Raw genomic sequence first — 16,490 nt, forward strand, 5'->3', positions numbered from 1 at the left:
CTAAGCGGTTATGAGAGAAACGATTCTAGGGACGGGCACGCCCGGCGCGAACGAAGACTTCGTTCGGTGCTTATGGCCGGGGCGTTTGGTTATGGCCGCGCGGCATATGCGCGCGGCGCGCCGACGGCGTTCAGAACGGCTTGACGATCACCAGCGCGACGATCGCGGAAGCCGCGACCACGGTGAACGGCGCGTACCAATCGATCAGCGCCGGACGCTGCGCGCCGCCGCCGGCCATGCGGCGCAAGGCCTTGCTCTGGACGCCCAGCAGCGCCGACAGCGCCAGCGCGAGGGCGATCTTCACCCAGATCCAGTTCATGATGAACCAGCCGAAGGTCACGGCCAGGTGCAGGCCGACCAGCCAGGCCAGCACCATCGCCGGCGTGGTCACGTACAGGGTCCAGCGGCGCAGCGCGCCGAGCATCCTGCTTTCTTTCGGGGCTTGGCCGCCTTCCTGGGGTTGAGAGGACAGCAGGAACAGCGACACGAACAGCGAGCCGCCCAGCCAGGCGACCACGGCCGCCACGTGGAGCATTTTCAGGAGTTGGTATGTCATGGCCGGCATTATCGCCGCAGGCGCGCGCCGCGGCGAACCGGCTTGCAACGGCAATTTGCGCTACGGCAAAGCGGCGGCCCGGCGCGGCCTTACTTGGCGGCGTCGGCGCCTGCCGGCGGCGGGCTGCCCGCCGGCGCCGCCTTGCTGTCCGAAGGCGCGGCCGCCTTGCCGTTCGCGGGCGCGGCGGTCTTGCCATCCGCGGGCGCGGCCTTGCCATTGGCGGCCGGCGTATCGCTGGCGGCCGCCGGGTTCAAGGTGTCGGCCGGCGCGTCCGGCGACACCGCGGGCTCGGCCGGCGCCGGCTTGGGCGGCGTCTTGCCGCGTCCGGCCGGCGCCGGTTGCGGCGCCGAAGCGGCCTGCGCGTCCGGCAGGAAGCGCTGCAACAGCTGGAAAAATCCGTCGTAGAACTTGGGCCGCGCCACCGTCTGGCTGGCGGTCTTGACCAGCGAATCGTCGCTGGCGCCGAACGGCATGGACACCTGGCCCAGCACGCTCACGCCCACGCTGGCCGAATTGGCGGTGCGCTTGATCGAATAACGGTCCTGCACCGCGGTGGCGAACACCGTCGAGCGCTCGTTCGACGCGCCATCGGCGGCGCATTCGATATTGAAGCTGATCTGCGTATGCTGGCCGTCCTCGGCCTGGAAATTCTTGTGCCCGGTCACGCGCGCCGACTCGAAGCGGTCGATCAGGTAGCCCTGGCTCAGCAAGGCGCGCCGGCCCGCGTCGCAGGCGGCCGCGCTGCTGGCGGCGACGCTGCGCGAGTAGGTGTCGTTCTGGGTGAAGTCCTCCTTCTCATACGCGGGCTTGGGGGAGGAGCATCCGGCCACGGCGCCCGTCAGGGCGGCGAGCAGGATCAGGGACGAACGGCGGGTGATACGAGGCATGTATGGGCGTCCGCGAGCCGGCGGCTTGCGGCAGTGTGATGCGTGAACGTCGGTTATAGCGCATCCCCCCGCCTCAAGCCTTTACCAGGAATGAACAGTTCAACAGAGAGGTAACAGGCGATATAACAGGGACAAAACGAACGGCTACTGGGACTAACCCCTGGTCCCACGCCGCCGGATTTTGGCTATTCTGCCCGCGTCGATCCAAAACCTCGCAGAAGAGACCTGCCCGCCGCGGCAGGCGCCGACGGAGCAACCGCCCCGGAAACTCTCAGGCAACCAGGACTGCGCGGTCTAGACAATCTGGAGAGCGGCGCCGCGCGCGCCCACCGAAGGGGAACCCGCCGCCCTCCGCGCGGCGCGTGAAACTCTCAGGTACCAAGACAGATGGGGTGCTGCGGCCGGGTGGCCGCGGCCACCCTACCCTTGGAGCGACCATGCCCCGCATCGCCATCATCGGCGCCGGCATCACCGGCGTCACGTCCGCCCATGCCCTGAACAAGCTGGGATTCGACGTCACCGTCTACGACCGCCAGCGCTACCCCGCCATGGAGACTTCCTACGCCAACGGCGGCCAGCTGTCGGCCAGCAACGCCGAGGTCTGGAACAGCGTGTCCACCATCATGAAAGGCCTGCGCTGGCTGGGCCGCCACGACGCCCCGCTGCTGCTCAATCCGCGTCCGGGCTGGCACAAGTATTCCTGGCTGGCCCAGTTCATCGGGCAGATCCGCAACTATCGCCAGAACACCATCGAGACCACCCGCCTGGCCATCGAGGCGCGCCAGCACCTTTACGCCATGGCCGAAGAAGAAGGCATCGATTTCGACCTGGAGCGCCGCGGCATCCTGCACATCTACCACGACGCGGCCAGCTTCGACACCGCGCGCCGCGCCAACGCGCTGCTGCGGCAAGGCGGGCTGGAGCGCTACGAGGTAACCGCGGAAGAAGCGCGCCGCATCGAGCCGGCCCTGCAGACCGCCTGCCACGCCGGCTTCTACACGCCGTCGGACGCCACCGGCGACATCCACAAGTTCACCAGCGGCCTGGCCCGCGCCTGCCAGCGCCGCGGCGTGCGGTTCGTGCAGGACGCCGACATCACCGCCATCGCGCACGAGGGCGGCGCCTACCGTCTGGACCTGGCGGCAGGCGCGCTGCCGGCCCGCCAGGAATCGGCCGACGCCGTGGTGATCTGCGCCGGCGCGGCCAGCCGCCAGTTCGCGCGGCAGCTCGGAGACTCGCTCAACATCTACCCGGTCAAGGGCTATTCGATCAGCGTGCACCTGGACGACGAGGCCAGCCGCGCCGCCGCGCCCTGCGTGAGCCTGCTGGACGAGGCCGCCAAGATCGTCACCAGCCGCCTGGGCGACCGCTTCCGCGTGGCCGGCACGGCGGAATTCAACGGGTTCAACCTGGACATCCGGGCCGAACGCGTGCAGCCGCTGGTGGACTGGACCCGCCGCCACTTCCCCGGCGTGCGCACCGCGCGCGTGGTGCCGTGGTGCGGGCTGCGCCCGATGACGCCGAACATGATGCCCAGGGTCGGCCCCGGCAAGCGGCCGGGGGTGTTCTACAACACCGGCCACGGCCACCTGGGATGGACGCTGTCGGCCGCGACCGCCCAGATGCTGGCGGCCAGCGTCCAGGCAGGCATGGGCCGGGCCTGAGCCCTGCGGCGCTCAATGCGCCGCGACCGCTTCCCTGCTGTCCTGCTCGACGGCGCGCGGCGGCGCGCCTTCCGCGCCCGGCGGGCAGGCGTTCTTGCAGATCCGCCCGTCCTTCATCACCAGGCTGATGCGGTCCGGGTCGATCAGCAGCGACAGGTCCTCCAGCGGATTGCCGTCGACCATGACCACGTCCGCCAGATAGCCGGGACGCAGCATGCCCAGCTCGTGCGGCCGCTGCATGATCTCCCCGCCCAGCCGGGTGGCCGACACCAGCGCCTCGGTGGGCGTCATGCCGACATAATCCACGAAATACTGGAGATCGGAGGCGTTGGTTCCGTGCGGCATCCAGGCGAAGCCGTAGTCTCCGCCAGGCAGGATGCGTATGCCGCGCCGGTGCATCTTGCGCAGCGATTCGGCGGCGATCTCCAGTTCGCGCTTGTAGCCCATCTGCTCGGCGGCGGCGGGCGTGATGCCGTAGTCGGAAGCATGGAAGGCGGTGCGAACCAGCCAGCCGATGCCCGGCGCCACGAAGTGCCTGTCCTTGTTGGCTTCCAGCATGTCGAGCGCCTCTTCGTCGGCGAAGCTGGCGTGATAGATCATCTCGATGCCGTGCCGCACGCATTGCTTGACCGATTCGCTCGAACGCGCGTGCGCCGCCACGCGCTTGCCGAAACGCTTGGCCTCGGCCGCCAGCATGGCGATCTCCTCTTCCGAGAATGGCGACATTTCGGCTGGCAGCCCGGCGATGTACTCGCCCGACAGATTGATCTTCAGGTGGTCGACGCCGTACTTGATGAAGGTGCGCGCCGACCGCCGGATCTCTTCGGGGCCGCTGCAGACGCTGCCGAAGCTGAGCTCATCGAACGGCATGTGCGGCAGCGTGTTGTCGCCCAGCGCGCCGATCGTGGTGATCTCCTGGCTGCCCGCCAGGTAGCGGGGGCCGGGGCATTCTCCCGCGTCGATCGCGTTGCGCAACACCACGTCCAGGCGCGGCTTGGCGGCCGCCGCGCCGACGGCCGAGGTCCAGCCCATCTCCAGATAGCGCTTGGCCACGCGCACGCACCAGAGTATGTGTTCCTCCGGCGGCATGAACTGGATGGCGGCGAGCGAGGGCTGGTCGTTCCACGAGAAATGCGTGTGCGCCTCGGTCATCCCGGGCATCAGGAAGCGGCCGCGGCCGTCGATGACGCGCGCGCCATCGCGGCTCACCTGCCGCGGCGCGCGCGCGACCTCGGCGATGCGCGCGCCGTCGATCAGCACCTCGCCCTTGAACACGGCTTCGCCGGTGCCATCGAAGATGGCGACATTGGTAATGGCAATTCTGGACATGACAAGTCTCCTCCGGCCCGCGCCGCGGGCCGGCTTTCTTATGTTGAAACGCCAGGAAAAGAGCGGCTAACGCTGCGCCGCGTAGAACTCCCGCAGGGCCTGCACGCAGGCCTGGGGCTGTTCATAGGTCGTCCAGTGTCCGCAATCGCCGAACACCACGTAACGGCTTGCCGCGATGCGGCCGGCCAGCGCCTCGACGTTGGCCGGCGGCGCCACGCCGTCCTGGTCGCCGGTCACCAGCAGCGCCGGCACGTCCAGCGATTCCACGGCGGCGGGCTGCGCGCCGGCCAGCGCCTCGCAGCTTTGCGCATAGCCTTCCGGCGGCTGGCGCATCACGCTTTCGCGCACCAGCGCCAGCACCGCGGGCTGATCCTGCCTGGTCCGGGCGCTGGTCGCGCCCTTGACGATGGCGTCCGCGATCTCCTGCATGGCCGCGTCGCCGCCGCGCGCCAGCTCGGCGCGCGCGCGGATGCCGGCGCGTCCGGCGTCGGGCGGCGCGGCCAGCGGCCCGAACAGGGCCAGCGACCTGACCCGGCCGGGGTGCGCCACGGCGAAATGCTGGGCCACGATGGTGCCCAGGGAATGCGCGGCGATGTGCAGCGTATCGATCTTCAGTTCCGCCAGCATGCCGGCCAGCGCGTCCACGTAGGTCTGGATGGACAAGGGCTGCGAACCCAGCGGCGAGCGCGCGCTGCCCGGCAGGTCCGGACGGATGACGCGCAAGCCCTCGAACGCGCCCATCACCGGCGTCCAGGTGTTGGAAGAGCCGCCCAGGCCGTGTATGCACAACAGCGCCGGCCCCTCGCCGTCGATTTCCACCGCCAGACCGTTGACGTAGTTCGTGCTCATGCTTGCTCCTCGACAAAAGTGTTTTCGATGACGCCCAGACCTTCGACCTCCACGCGCACCACGTCGCCGGCGGCCAGATAGCGCGGCGGCTGCATGCCCATGCCCACGCCCGCGGGCGTGCCCGTCGCGATCACGTCGCCGGGATACAGCGTGATGCCGCGCGAAATCGTTTCGATCAGGAACGGAATGTCGAAGATCATGTTCTCCGTGGGTCCGTCCTGGCGCAGCTCGCCGTTGACCCAGCAGCGCACGCGCGTGCGCGTGCCGTCGAACTCGTCGGCGGTGGCGATCCACGGCCCCATGGGACAGAACGTGTCGAACGATTTCCCCATGTCCCACTGCTGGTGGCGCATCTGCACGTCGCGGGCGGTGACGTCGTTGACGACCGTATAGCCGAACACGTGCTCCAGCGCCCGGGCGCGCGGGATGTTCTTGCCGCCCTTGCCGATCACGACCGCCAGCTCGGCCTCGTAGTCGATCTGCGACGAGACGTCGGCCGGCAGCAGCACGTCGTCGCGCGGCCCCACCACGCACTCGGGCACCTTGGTGAAGACGATGGGCCAGGACTCCGGATTCGCGTCGTTGTCCTTGAAGACCGAGGCCGACAGCTCCTTGGCGTGGGCGTGGTAGTTGCGTCCCACGCACCACAGGTTGCGGCGCGGCCTGGGCAGCGGGGCCAGCAGCCTCGCCTCGGCCAGCGGCAGCGCCGCCCCCGTTGCGGGCAGTTCGCGGCCCGCGGCCAGCAGGTCGATCACGGCCTGGGCGCCCAGGCGCTTGCGTTCCGCGTCGAACGCCAGGGGCGCCACCGTCGCGCCATCGGCGGACACCAGTCCCACTTCCTGGCTGCCGTTCAATATAAAGCTAGCAATGCGCACTACCGTCTCCTTCTTCTACCTGAACAGTCCCGCGGCGGGCCCGTGGCGCGCCGGCAGGTTCGGAGGACTTTATAGGCGCCGGCCGCGGCGCGCTTATCGCCGGGTGCGCGGACTTATCGCAGAGTCAGATCTTGTGCTAGGTGAATACACCTACGCCGGATTCGCGCGCAAACGCCCATAAAATTCCCGCAGGCGCCGCCGCCGCGCAACGGACTCACCCAGCTGGCTCGCAAGGCGAGGACGAAAAGACAGGAGACGGAGATGCAGGAGACTTATGCCTTGCACGAAGGCGCGTTCGGCCGCGCCGTCGTGCTGGAACTGCGCGATGACCTGATCGCGCACGCGCACGCCGAAGTGCAGCTCGCCCTGTGGCTGGGCGGCTCGCGGGCGCAAGGCCGCGTCGGCCAGACCGTGGTGCCCTACAGCGAAAACCTGGCGCTGGGCGCCAACCCCTACGAGTCGCACGACGCGCGGCTGCTCGAACGTTCGGGCCCGGCGATTTTCCTGGTCCTCTACATCGCCAAGCCCTGGCTGGACGAACGGCGCGCCGCCACCGGCCGCCCGTTCCATTTCGACGCGCCCGGCGTGCCCATCGACGCCGCCGTGCGGCAGAGCTGCTGGCGCCTGCTGGACAAGATCGTCGCGCCGCACCAGCACCCGGGCGCCGATATCGACGCCGAGGTCGAAGCCCTGCTGCTGGCCGCGATCGAATCGTCGGCCGGGCCGGACCGGGCGCCGCGTCCGGTCTCGCCGGCGCCCGCGCTGGACCGCCGGCTGCGCGCGGCCATCGCCTATATGCGCCAGCACGTCCACGAGCCGATGGCCGTGGAGGACGTCGCCAGCCGCGTCGGACTGTCGCGCGGGCACTTCTTCGCGCTGTTCCGCGACCAGCTCAACACCACGCCCCAGGTGTTCTGGAGCGCGGTGCGCGTGGAGGAAGCTGTGCGCCTGCTGGCGCACCAGAAGCAGCCCCTGACCTCGGTGGCACTGGATCTGGGTTTCTCGACGCCCGGCAATTTTTCGCGCTTTTTCCGCGAGCACATGGGCGTGTCGCCGTCGCGCTTCCGGCGCGCGGCGACCGGGCCGGCGCAGCATCTGCTGACCGGCGTCGACTGAAGCCGCGCTCAGGCGGCCGCGGCCTGCTTCTGGCGCAGCAGCGACAGCGCCGTGTCCTCGATCATGTCCTCCTGGCCGCCGATCATGCCGCGCCGGCCCATTTCGACCAGGATCTCGCGCGCGGGCACGCCGTACTTCTGCTCGGCGCGCTTGGCGAACAGCAGGAACGAGCCGTACACGCCGGCATAGCCCAGCGTGAGCGCGTCGCGGTCGATGCGGATCGGGAAGTCCATGATGGGCACCACGCGGTCTTCGGCCACGTCCTGGATCTTGAACACGTCCACGCCGGTCTCCACGCCCATGAGGTCCAGCACCGACACCAGCACTTCCAGCGGCGTGTTGCCGGCGCCCGCGCCCAGGCCCGCGGCGGCCGCGTCGATGCGTACCGCGCCGGCCTCGATCGCGGCGATGCTGTTGGCCACGCCCATCGCAAGATTGTGGTGGCCGTGAAAGCCCAGCTCCGTCTCGGGGCGCAGCGCGGCGCGCACCGCCTCGATCCTGGACTTGACGGTATGGGGCAGCAGATGGCCGGCCGAGTCGGTGATGTAGATGCAGTTGGCGCCGTAGCCTTCCATCAGCCTGGCCTGCCGCACCAGTCCCTCGGGGCTGTTCATGTGGCTCATCATCAGGAAGCCCACCGTGTCCATGCCCAGCTTGCGCGCCTCGCCGATGTGCTGCTCCGAGGTATCGGCCTCGGTGCAGTGCGTGGCCACGCGCAGCGTGTGCACGCCCAGCGCGTGGGCGCGGCGCAGGTCGTCGACCGTGCCGATGCCCGGCAGCAGCAGCGCCGACACCTTGGCCTGCTTCATCTGCGGCACCACCGCCGCGAGGTATTCCTCGTCGGTGTGCAGCGGGAAGCCGTAGTTGACCGACGCGCCGCCCAGGCCGTCGCCGTGCGTGACCTCCAGCATCGGCACGCCGGCCTCGTCCAGGCCGCGGGCGATGGACACCATCTGCTCCAGCGTGATCTGGTGGCGCTTGGGATGCATGCCGTCGCGCAGCGTCATGTCATGCAGTACGACTTTCTTGCCTTTCAGTTCCATGTTCCTGATCTCCTAGTTTGCGGCCGGGACGGCGGCGTCGGCCAGCATCTGTTCGGCGAACATTTCGGCGCTGCGCACCGCCGCCGCGGTCATGATGTCCAGGTTGCCCGAGTACTTGGGCAGGTAGTCGCCCAGGCCCTCGACCTCCAGGTAGACCGACACGCGCCTGCCGTCGAACACCGGCCCGTTGACCAGCCGGTAGCCCGGCACGTACTTCTGCACCTCGGCGATCATGGCGTGTACCGACTCGCGAATTCTGTCCTGGTCGGGCTCGGTCTCGGTCAGGCAATGGACCGTGTCGCGCATGATGAGCGGCGGCTCGGCCGGATTGAGGATGATGATGGCCTTGCCCTTTTTGGCGCCGCCGATGCGTTCCACGGCGCCGGCCGTGGTGCGGGTGAATTCGTCGATGTTCTTGCGGGTGCCGGGGCCGGCCGAGCGCGACGACACGGTGGCCACGATCTCGCCGTATTCCACTGGCTGCACGCGCGAGACGGCGTAGACCATGGGAATGGTGGCCTGGCCGCCGCAGGTGACCATGTTGACGTTGTTGTGCCCGCCGCCCAGCAGGTCCTTGAGGTTGACCGGCGGCACGCAGTACGGGCCGATGGCGGCCGGCGTCAGGTCGATGACCTTGACGCCGCGCGCGGTGAGCTTGTCCGAGTTCTCTTTGTGCACATAGGCGCTGGTGGCGTCGAAAGCGAAGTCGATGCCGTTCTCTTCCAGGTGCGGCAGCAGGCCGTCGACCCCGTCCGAGGTGACGCGCAGGCCCATTTCCCGCGCGCGCTTGAGCCCGTCGGATTGCGGGTCTATGCCCACCATCCAGACCGGCTCCAGCACCGGGCTGCGCTGGAGCTTGGCCAGCAGGTCGGTGCCGATGTTGCCCGAGCCGATGATGGCGGCCCGCAGTTTGCGTGACATGGTTTACTCCTTGATGATTGAACGAAAGAACCGCCGCGCCGCCTCAATTGCCCATCAGGCCGAGCGGCGCCAGGGACAGCCCGGGCACGTAGGTGATCGCCAGCAGGGTGGCGATCATGGCCACGATGAAGGCGATGGAGCCGGCCGCCGCCTTCTCCAGCGCAACGCCGCCGATGCGCGCGCCGACGAACAGGTTCACGCCCACCGGCGGGGTGACCATGCCGATCGCCAGGTTGACGATGATCACGATGCCGAAGTGCACCGGGTCCACGCCCACCGCCGTGACCACCGGCAGCAGAATCGGCGTCAGGATGATGATGGCGGCGATGGTCTCCATGAACATGCCCACGAACAGCAGCAGCGCGTTGATCAGCAACAGGATGACGATGGGGTTGTCGGTCAGGTGCACGATGTAGTCGGCGATCACGAACGGGATGCGCTCGATCGCCAGCACCCGGCCGAAGATGGTCGCGGTGCCGACGATGACGATCACGGTGGCCGAGGTCAGCGCCGATCCGGCGATCACCTGGTACAGCCCCTTGAAGCTCAATTCCTTGTGCACGAAGGCGCCCACCACGAAGCCGTACAGCACGCCCACGGCGGCGGCCTCGGTCGGCGTGAACACGCCGCCGTAGATGCCGCCCAGGATGATCACCGGCGCCAGCAGCGCCCACTTGGCGTCCCATACCGCGGCCGCGATCTCGGCGCCGCTGTAGCGCCGCTCCGAACCGCGGTAGCCGTGCTTGCGCGCGCTGAGGTAGGCCACCACGATCAGCGCCACGCCGATCAGCAGGCCGGGAATGATGCCGGCCAGGAACATCTTGGTGATCGACACGTTGGCCGACACCGCATAGATGATCATCGGGATGCTGGGCGGGATGATGATGCCGATGCTGCCGGCCGCGGCGATCAGGCCGACCGAATAGCCCTTGTCGTAGCCCTGCTGGGCCATGGCCGGCAGCATGATGCCGCCGATCGCGGCCACCGTGGCCGGCCCCGAGCCGGAGATCGCGGCGAAGAACATGCAGGTGACGATGGCGATGATGGCCAGCCCGCCCGTATAGCGCCCGAACAGCACGTTGCCCACGTTGAGCAGGCGGCGCGACAGCCCGCCCTGCCCCATCAGGTCGCCGGCCAAAATGAAGAACGGCACTGCCATGAGCGGGAAGGAATCGATGGAGGTCACCAGCCCCTGGGCGATGTAGCTGCTGCTGACCTTGCCGCTGTAGATCAGCGCGACGGCCGAGGCCAGGCCCAGCGAGATGGCGATGGGGACGCTCAGTATCAGGAGCGCCAGGAAGCTGCCGAACAGCAATAGCGAAATCATGCGCGGCCTCCGTGGCGCAGCGCGCCCAGTTCAACGAAGATGCTTTGCACCAGCCGGAAGATCACTAGCGCGAAGCCGACGGTGGGCGCCAGGTAGATGACGCCCATCGGCAGGCCCAGCGAGGACGAGGTCTGGCCGAACTTGAAGATCTTGAGCGTCAGCGCGTAGCCTTCCTTGACCACCATCGCCGCGAACACGATGAAGAGTGCGTGCGACAGGATCACGAAGCCCGCCTTCAGCCTGCCGGGCAGGCGCGACACCGCCGCCTCCACGCAGATGTGCGCATTGCGCTTGACGGCGTAGCTCACGCCCAGATAGGTGGCCCAGATGAAGCAATAGCGCGCCAGTTCCTCCGACCACGCCAGGGAGCTGTCCATGACGTAGCGCATGAACACCTGGGCGCAGATCAGCAGCGACATGGCCGCCAGGAGGAACACCGTGAGCACTTCTTCCAGGTGCTTGTCTAGAAATTTCCACATGATTGCGTCGTTCCGAAGACGGCCGGCGCGCGGCCGGCCGCGCCGCCGCGATGCGCGGCGGCGGCTTGGAGGCGCGCTTTGCGCGCGCGTTGGAAGGGTTCCGGCGCCCGGCGCCGGCCGGGCTCAGCCGCCGGTCTTGCCGGTTTCGGCCACGATGCGGTCGACGATGTCGCCGCCGACCTTCTTCTTCACCATTTCCTGGATGGGACCCATGCGGCTGGAGAACGCCGCCAGCTCTTCGGGCGTGAGGCTGGTGAAGGTGACCGTGGGCATGGCGGCCTCGGCCTTCTCATCGGCCTTTTGCGCCAGTTCGCGCTGGTAGGCGGTGGTGTCCTTGACGGCCTGCAGGAACGCCTTCTTGTCGGCGTCGCTGAAGCGCTCGTAGACCTCGGGATTGATCAACAGCGGCCACGGCGAATACACGTGGTTGGTCTTGGTGATGTACTTCTGCACTTCGTTGAACTTCATGTCGTAGAAGAGGTTGATCGGCCCCTCCTGCGCGTCGAACGTGCCCTGCTGCAGCGCCGTGAACAGTTCGCCGAAGGCCAGCGGCGCGGGGTTGGCGCCCTCGGCCTTCCAGGCCGCGATGTGCACCTCGTTCTCCATGGTGCGCATCTTCATGCCTTCCAGGTCGGCCGGCGACTTGATCACCTTCTTGCTGTTGGTCAGCTGGCGAAAGCCGTTTTCCCAGTAGGCCACGCCCTTGATGCCGACCTTGTCCAGGCTGGCCAGCAGGCCCTGCCCGATATCGCCGTCCAGCACCCGATAGACGCTGGCCCGGTCCTTGAACAGGAACGGGATATCCAGCGCGAAGAATTCCTTGTTGAAGTTGCCCAGCACCGCCGAGGACACGAAGGTCATGTCCACGTTGCCCAGCTGGATGCTTTCCACCAGTTCGCGTTCGCTGCCGAGCTGCGAATTGGGGAAGATCTCCATCGTGATGCGCCCGTCGGTCTTGGCCGCGAGTTCCTTGGCCAGGTGTTCCAGGGCCTGGTGGCCGGTGTTGCTGGTGGAGGCGGCGTGGCCCGCCTTGAGCACGATTTTTTCGGCCGCCTGCGCCCGGCCCGCAAGGCCGGCCGCGCACAGGGTCGTCGCCGCGGCGATGGCCGCAAGCCGGAACAGCTTCGTGGTGATGAGATTCGTCATTGGTTTGTCTCCAACGCTGCGCCGCTCCCGTGGGAGGCGGCATGTTCTTGTTCGGGTGAATCGGGCTGGGAATGCCGTAGGCGCATTCTAGATTGATGCTAGAATTTTTTCAAATAATGATAGATGCTCTCAACATATGAGAATAATGGCCGGACACTCCGGCCATTCCACAACCGAAAGAGGAGTCCCTGCATGAACATTGCGGCATCGGAAACAGCGTCCGCACCCTGGAACCCTGAAAGCATGCTGGCCGCGCTGCGCGCCGACGCCGGCATCGGCGAAGTGCTGGCGGGCGCCGACATCGAGGCCCGGTTCCTGAACGACTGGAGCGGCGAGGAAGGCGGCAGGCCGCTGGCCCTGGTGCGTCCGCGCGACACCGCCGAGGTCGCGCGCGTGCTGGCGCTGTGCCACGCGGGACGCTGCCCGGTGGTGCCGCAAGGCGGGCTGACCGGCCTGGCCGGCGGCGCCACGCCGATCGAAGGCTGCGTGCTCGTCTCGCTGGAACGCATGTCCGGCGTGGTCGAACTGGACCCCGCCTCGGCCACCATGACCGTGCTGGCCGGCACGCCGCTGCAGGCCGTGCAGGAAGCCGCGCAGGCCGCCGGCTTTCTGTTCGCGCTGGACCTGGGCGCGCGCGGCTCCTGCCAGATCGGCGGCAACATCGCCACCAATGCCGGCGGCAACCGGGTGATCCGCTACGGCATGGCGCGCGACCTGGTGCTGGGGCTGGAAGCCGTGCTGCCCGACGGCACCGTGCTGTCCATGATGAACAAGATGGTCAAGAACAATGCCGGCCCCGACCTGAAGCATCTGTTCATCGGCACCGAGGGCACGCTGGGCATCGTCACCCAGGCCGTGCTGCGCCTGCATCCGGGCGTCTCGGGCGCGAATACCGCGCTGGTGGCCGCGCCCGATTTCGGCTCGGCCATCAAGCTGCTGCGCCATGCGCAGCACCGCCTGGGCGGCCGGGTCAGCGCGTTCGAGGTGATGTGGCAGGACTACTATGCCGCGGCCACCACCGCCGGCGGCATCGCCGCGCCGCTGCCGGCCACGTATCCGCTGTACGTGCTGCTGGACCTGCAGGCGGCCGCGCCCGAAGAGGACGCGGCGTGCTTCGAGGCGGTACTGGAGCACGCGCTGGCCGAAGGCTGGATCGCCGACGCCGCCATCGCCCAGTCCCACGCGCAGGCCCAGGCCTTCTGGGAACTGCGCGACGCCATCTCCGAGATGCTGCGCACTTTCGCGCCCACCATCAACTTCGACGTATCCGCGCCCATCTCGCGCATCGAGGAATGCGTGGCCCGGATGCGCCAGGCGCTGGCGCGCGATTTCCCCGACGTGCGCGCGATCTACTTCGGCCACGTGGGCGACGGCAACGTGCATATCGTGGTGGGGCCGCTGCCGGCCGATGGCCGCAAGACCGAAGCGCGCATCGAGGCCGCGTTCTACGACATCGTGCGCAGCCTATCGGGATCAGTCTCGGCCGAGCACGGCATCGGGCTGCACAAGCGGCCGTGGCTGCACTACAGCCGCAATCCGGCGGAGCTGTCGTTGATCGCGGCGATGAAGCGGGCGCTGGACCCGCACGGGATCATGAATCCGGGGAAGATTCTGGCCGTTTGATAACGGGGCGGTTGGCGGCGGCTGATGGGTTTCGCGCGTTCGGCATTCGGGTTTTTCTTCAAAGAATCTCGCGCTACACCCATCCTACGGCCTGGGCATCGTAGGATGGGTGTAGCGCGAGATTCCGTAAGCAAGAACTCAAATGCCGAACGCGCGAAACCCATCACCCCGCAAAACCCACCGCCTACCCCTGGCTGCTGCCCAGCTCCGCGCTGATCCTGCGGGCCGTCTCGCATACCACCGGCGCCAGCGCCTTCATGCGTTTTTCATCCATGTATTCGAGCGTGCTGGACACGCTGATCGCGGCGACGGTCTTGCGGCTGCCGTCGCGGATCGGCGCGGCCACGCAACGGATGGACGGCTCGTCCTCGCCGGTGTCGTAGGCGTAGCCGGCCTGCGCGTAGCCGCGCATCAGCTTGATCCACGCGGACTTGGACACAGGCAGGCGCAGCAGATGGCGCTGCTGTTCGTAGATAGCTTCCCACTCTTGCTCGCCCGCGTCCAGCAGCAGCGCCTTGCCCACGCCGGTGGAGATCAGCGGCTTGCTGCCGCCGATGCGCGAACTGATCTCGATGGCGCGGCGGCTGGATATCTTGTCCAGGTAGATCACCAGGCCGTGGTCCACGGTGGCCAGGTGCACGGTGTCGGAGGTCTTGTCGGCCAGGGCCTGCAGCATGGGGCGCGCGATGCGCGTCAGCTCCACTTCGGAATACGCGTGAAAGCCGAGCTCCAGCAGCTTGCGGCCCAGCCGGTAGCCGCGCTGCGGGTCGCGCTTGAGGTAGTTGCGCCGCGCCAGCGCCAGCACGATGCGATGCACCGTGCTGTAGGTCATGCCGGTGTGCTGCGCGATTTCCCCCAGGTCGCCGATGCCGGCGGCGACCGATTCGATGATGTCCAGGCCGCGGATCAGCGTCTGGCTGGAACCCGGTTCCGGGCGCGCGGCCTGGTCGTCCGACTTGGCCGCGGACTTGGCCGCTGACTTGGCCGTGCTGGAGGAGGTCTTTGCTTGCTTCACCTGTTTCACCCTGACGCGGCATGCCATGCCCGCCGCGCATCCCGTTCGGCCAAGACGCCCTTGCTCGACGATGAGCGGGCTTGGCCGCCGGTATTCTACGGTATTGCAAGCGCCGCGGCGCAGTGCGCGTCGGCGGTTTCGGCCGGCGGGCGATCGCGGTTGAAGTGCGCGCCCCGGCTCTCGGCGCGGGCGCGCGCCGCGGCCACGATGAGGTCGGCCACCAGCGCCAGATTGCGCAGCTCCAGCATTTCCAGGCTGGCGCCCTCGCGCTCGAAGCGCGCCTGCATTTCGGCGCGCAGCGCGCCGGTGGTTGCGGCCGCGCGCCGCAGGCCCGCATCGCTGCGCACCACGCCCACGTCGCGGCTCATCACTGCGCGCAGCTCGTGCCGCAGCCGCGCCAGGTCCGCGGCCGGCGGCGCGACGGCCGCCGCGTCGCCGGCCAGTTCCAGTCCGCCCGCCGGGCCGGACGCCGCGCCATGCAGCAGGATGTCCCGCGCCGCCGCCCTGCCCGTCACCACGCACTCCAGCAAGGAATTGCTGGCCAGCCGGTTGGCTCCGTGCAGCCCGGTGCAGGCGGCCTCGCCGACCGCGTACAGCCCCGGCAGATCGCTGCGGCCGGACACGTCGGCGACCACGCCGCCGCAGGTGTAGTGCGCGGCCGGCGCGACGGGAATCGGCACGGCGGCCATGTCGATGCCCAGCGCCAGGCAGCGCGCGTGGATGGTGGGAAAGTGCGCGCGCAGGAATTCCGCGGGCTGGTGGCTGATGTCCAGCTGCACGCAGTCCAGCCCGCGGCCGGACATCTCCGCCTGGATGGCGCGCGCCACGATGTCGCGCGGCGCCAGTTCGGCGCGCGGGTCGTGCGCCGGCATGAAGCGCTCGCCGCCGGGCAGGCGCAGCAGGCCGCCCTCGCCGCGCACCGCCTCGGAAATCAGGAAACCGTCGGCCTGCGGATGATGCAGGCCGGTGGGATGGAACTGCGTGAACTCCAGATTGGCGACGCGGCAGCCGGCGCGCCACGCCATGGCGATGCCGTCGCCGGTGGCGGCCGGCGGCGCCGTGGTCGTCCGATAGACCTGGCCCGCGCCGCCGCTGGCCAGCACCACGTGCGCGGCGGCGGCGTCGAACACCCGCGCGCCGCGCAGATCCAGCAGGCGCACGCCGCGGCACGCCGCCGGCGCGCCCGACAGCAGCAGGTCCACGGCGCAATGCCGCTCCAGCAGCGTGATGCCCGGCGTCGCGCGCGCCCGCGCGCCCAGCGCGGCCACGATGGCGCGGCCGGTGGCGTCGGCCGCGTGCGCGATGCGGCGCTGGCCGTGCCCGCCTTCGCGCGTCAGGTGCAGGCCGCCGGAATCGGCGCTGAACGCCACGCCTTGTTCGCGCAGCCAGTCGATGGCGCCGCAGGCCTGCCCAATGATGGCGCGGGCTGCGGACGCATCGCACAGCCCCGCGCCCGCCACGAGCGTGTCGCGCACGTGCGCCTGCACGCTGTCGCCGGCGGCCAGCGGCGCGGCGATGCCGCCCTGCGCGCGGTTGCTGGCGCTGTCGGCCAGCCCGCCCTTGGACACCAGCGCGACCCGCCGGCGCGGGGCCAGCTCCAACGCCGCGGCCAGGCCCGCCAACCCGCTGCCGATGATGATGACGTCGAATTCCATGCGCC

15 protein-coding genes and 2 riboswitches are annotated in these 16,490 nt (G+C 68.8%); of the genes, 3 read left to right on the forward strand and 12 right to left on the reverse strand.

The annotated features are described in order from the left end of the window. Positions 1 to 130: 130 nt before the first annotated feature. Complete coding sequence (locus C1I89_RS08310) at positions 131 to 556, reverse strand: CopD family protein (protein ID WP_258231367.1); 426 nt, start codon at positions 554 to 556, stop codon at positions 131 to 133. Positions 557 to 645: 89 nt separating this feature from the next. After that, positions 646 to 1,443: a DUF2242 domain-containing protein gene (locus C1I89_RS08315; protein WP_102772299.1), complete on the reverse strand. Its 798-nt coding sequence runs from the start codon at positions 1,441 to 1,443 to the stop codon at positions 646 to 648. Between the two features lie 205 nt (positions 1,444 to 1,648). Beyond that, positions 1,649 to 1,741, forward strand: a riboswitch (glycine riboswitch). Position 1,742: 1 nt separating this feature from the next. Next, positions 1,743 to 1,834: riboswitch (glycine riboswitch) on the forward strand. Positions 1,835 to 1,880: 46 nt separating this feature from the next. Between C1I89_RS08315 and C1I89_RS08320 the strand changes: the two genes are divergently transcribed. Continuing rightward, complete coding sequence (locus C1I89_RS08320) at positions 1,881 to 3,107, forward strand: D-amino acid dehydrogenase (RefSeq protein WP_102772300.1); 1,227 nt, start codon at positions 1,881 to 1,883, stop codon at positions 3,105 to 3,107. Positions 3,108 to 3,119: 12 nt separating this feature from the next. On the opposite strand, the gene C1I89_RS08325 is transcribed toward C1I89_RS08320, so the two are convergent. The 3 genes from C1I89_RS08325 to C1I89_RS08335 all read right to left on the reverse strand — a co-directional run bounded on the left by C1I89_RS08325 (position 3,120) and on the right by C1I89_RS08335 (position 6,160). Continuing rightward, positions 3,120 to 4,436 carry a metal-dependent hydrolase family protein gene (locus C1I89_RS08325; protein ID WP_102772301.1) on the reverse strand — a complete coding sequence of 439 codons (1,317 nt, stop codon included), beginning with the start codon at positions 4,434 to 4,436 and terminating at the stop codon, positions 3,120 to 3,122. A 66-nt stretch (positions 4,437 to 4,502) separates the two neighbouring features. After that, complete coding sequence (locus tag C1I89_RS08330; RefSeq protein WP_102772302.1) at positions 4,503 to 5,285, reverse strand: alpha/beta fold hydrolase; 783 nt, start codon at positions 5,283 to 5,285, stop codon at positions 4,503 to 4,505. Then, positions 5,282 to 6,160: a fumarylacetoacetate hydrolase family protein gene (locus C1I89_RS08335; protein WP_102772303.1), complete on the reverse strand. Its 879-nt coding sequence runs from the start codon at positions 6,158 to 6,160 to the stop codon at positions 5,282 to 5,284. Before C1I89_RS08335 ends, C1I89_RS08330 begins: the two co-directional genes overlap by 4 nt. A 261-nt stretch (positions 6,161 to 6,421) precedes the next feature. Between C1I89_RS08335 and C1I89_RS08340 the strand changes: the two genes are divergently transcribed. Next, entirely contained in the window at positions 6,422 to 7,276 is an 855-nt protein-coding gene (locus C1I89_RS08340; RefSeq protein ID WP_102772304.1) for a helix-turn-helix domain-containing protein, read from the forward strand. Between the two features lie 8 nt (positions 7,277 to 7,284). Here the strand turns inward: C1I89_RS08340 and dmpG are convergent, their stop codons facing one another. From dmpG to C1I89_RS08365, 5 genes are all read right to left on the reverse strand, one after another. Continuing rightward, positions 7,285 to 8,319 (reverse strand): 4-hydroxy-2-oxovalerate aldolase, encoded by a 1,035-nt coding sequence (dmpG, locus tag C1I89_RS08345; protein WP_102772305.1) that lies wholly within the window; start codon positions 8,317 to 8,319, stop codon positions 7,285 to 7,287. A 12-nt stretch (positions 8,320 to 8,331) separates the two neighbouring features. Continuing rightward, entirely contained in the window at positions 8,332 to 9,240 is a 909-nt protein-coding gene (locus C1I89_RS08350; RefSeq protein ID WP_102772306.1) for an acetaldehyde dehydrogenase (acetylating), read from the reverse strand. Between the two features lie 43 nt (positions 9,241 to 9,283). Next, complete coding sequence (locus tag C1I89_RS08355; RefSeq protein WP_102772307.1) at positions 9,284 to 10,567, reverse strand: TRAP transporter large permease; 1,284 nt, start codon at positions 10,565 to 10,567, stop codon at positions 9,284 to 9,286. After that, positions 10,564 to 11,046, reverse strand: a complete 483-nt coding sequence (locus C1I89_RS08360) for a TRAP transporter small permease (RefSeq protein WP_102772308.1) — start codon at positions 11,044 to 11,046, stop codon at positions 10,564 to 10,566. The genes C1I89_RS08355 and C1I89_RS08360 overlap by 4 nt, the downstream gene beginning before the upstream one ends. A 123-nt stretch (positions 11,047 to 11,169) precedes the next feature. Beyond that, positions 11,170 to 12,192 carry a TRAP transporter substrate-binding protein gene (locus C1I89_RS08365; RefSeq protein WP_102772309.1) on the reverse strand — a complete coding sequence of 341 codons (1,023 nt, stop codon included), beginning with the start codon at positions 12,190 to 12,192 and terminating at the stop codon, positions 11,170 to 11,172. Between the two features lie 192 nt (positions 12,193 to 12,384). Between C1I89_RS08365 and C1I89_RS08370 the strand changes: the two genes are divergently transcribed. Further along, entirely contained in the window at positions 12,385 to 13,815 is a 1,431-nt protein-coding gene (locus C1I89_RS08370; protein WP_102772310.1) for an FAD-binding oxidoreductase, read from the forward strand. 184 nt (positions 13,816 to 13,999) lie between these two features. Here the strand turns inward: C1I89_RS08370 and C1I89_RS08375 are convergent, their stop codons facing one another. Together C1I89_RS08375 and nadB are read right to left on the reverse strand one after the other, a co-directional pair. Next, positions 14,000 to 14,830, reverse strand: coding sequence for an IclR family transcriptional regulator (locus C1I89_RS08375; RefSeq protein WP_246842345.1), 831 nt, complete (start codon positions 14,828 to 14,830; stop codon positions 14,000 to 14,002). Positions 14,831 to 14,925: 95 nt separating this feature from the next. Then, positions 14,926 to 16,485 carry an L-aspartate oxidase gene (nadB, locus tag C1I89_RS08380; RefSeq protein ID WP_102772312.1) on the reverse strand — a complete coding sequence of 520 codons (1,560 nt, stop codon included), beginning with the start codon at positions 16,483 to 16,485 and terminating at the stop codon, positions 14,926 to 14,928. Positions 16,486 to 16,490: the final 5 nt, after the last annotated feature.

The organism is Achromobacter pulmonis, assembly GCF_002885955.2.
Lineage (GTDB): Bacteria > Pseudomonadota > Gammaproteobacteria > Burkholderiales > Burkholderiaceae_B > Achromobacter > Achromobacter pulmonis_A.

What these genes read in the sequence shown, in the direction of transcription:
- C1I89_RS08365 (WP_102772309.1), bottom strand. Translation starts at nt 12,192, where the DNA reads ATGACGAATCTCATCACCACGAAGCTGTTCCGGCTTGCGGCCATCGCC.
- C1I89_RS08360 (WP_102772308.1), bottom strand. Translation starts at nt 11,046, where the DNA reads ATGTGGAAATTTCTAGACAAGCACCTGGAAGAAGTGCTCACGGTGTTC.
- C1I89_RS08350 (WP_102772306.1), bottom strand. Translation starts at nt 9,240, where the DNA reads ATGTCACGCAAACTGCGGGCCGCCATCATCGGCTCGGGCAACATCGGC.
- dmpG (WP_102772305.1), bottom strand. Translation starts at nt 8,319, where the DNA reads ATGGAACTGAAAGGCAAGAAAGTCGTACTGCATGACATGACGCTGCGC.
- C1I89_RS08325 (WP_102772301.1), bottom strand. Translation starts at nt 4,436, where the DNA reads ATGTCCAGAATTGCCATTACCAATGTCGCCATCTTCGATGGCACCGGC.
- C1I89_RS08355 (WP_102772307.1), bottom strand. Translation starts at nt 10,567, where the DNA reads ATGATTTCGCTATTGCTGTTCGGCAGCTTCCTGGCGCTCCTGATACTG.
- C1I89_RS08320 (WP_102772300.1), top strand. Translation starts at nt 1,881, where the DNA reads ATGCCCCGCATCGCCATCATCGGCGCCGGCATCACCGGCGTCACGTCC.
- C1I89_RS08370 (WP_102772310.1), top strand. Translation starts at nt 12,385, where the DNA reads ATGAACATTGCGGCATCGGAAACAGCGTCCGCACCCTGGAACCCTGAA.
- C1I89_RS08310 (WP_258231367.1), bottom strand. Translation starts at nt 556, where the DNA reads ATGACATACCAACTCCTGAAAATGCTCCACGTGGCGGCCGTGGTCGCC.
- nadB (WP_102772312.1), bottom strand. Translation starts at nt 16,485, where the DNA reads ATGGAATTCGACGTCATCATCATCGGCAGCGGGTTGGCGGGCCTGGCC.
- C1I89_RS08330 (WP_102772302.1), bottom strand. Translation starts at nt 5,285, where the DNA reads ATGAGCACGAACTACGTCAACGGTCTGGCGGTGGAAATCGACGGCGAG.
- C1I89_RS08315 (WP_102772299.1), bottom strand. Translation starts at nt 1,443, where the DNA reads ATGCCTCGTATCACCCGCCGTTCGTCCCTGATCCTGCTCGCCGCCCTG.
- C1I89_RS08340 (WP_102772304.1), top strand. Translation starts at nt 6,422, where the DNA reads ATGCAGGAGACTTATGCCTTGCACGAAGGCGCGTTCGGCCGCGCCGTC.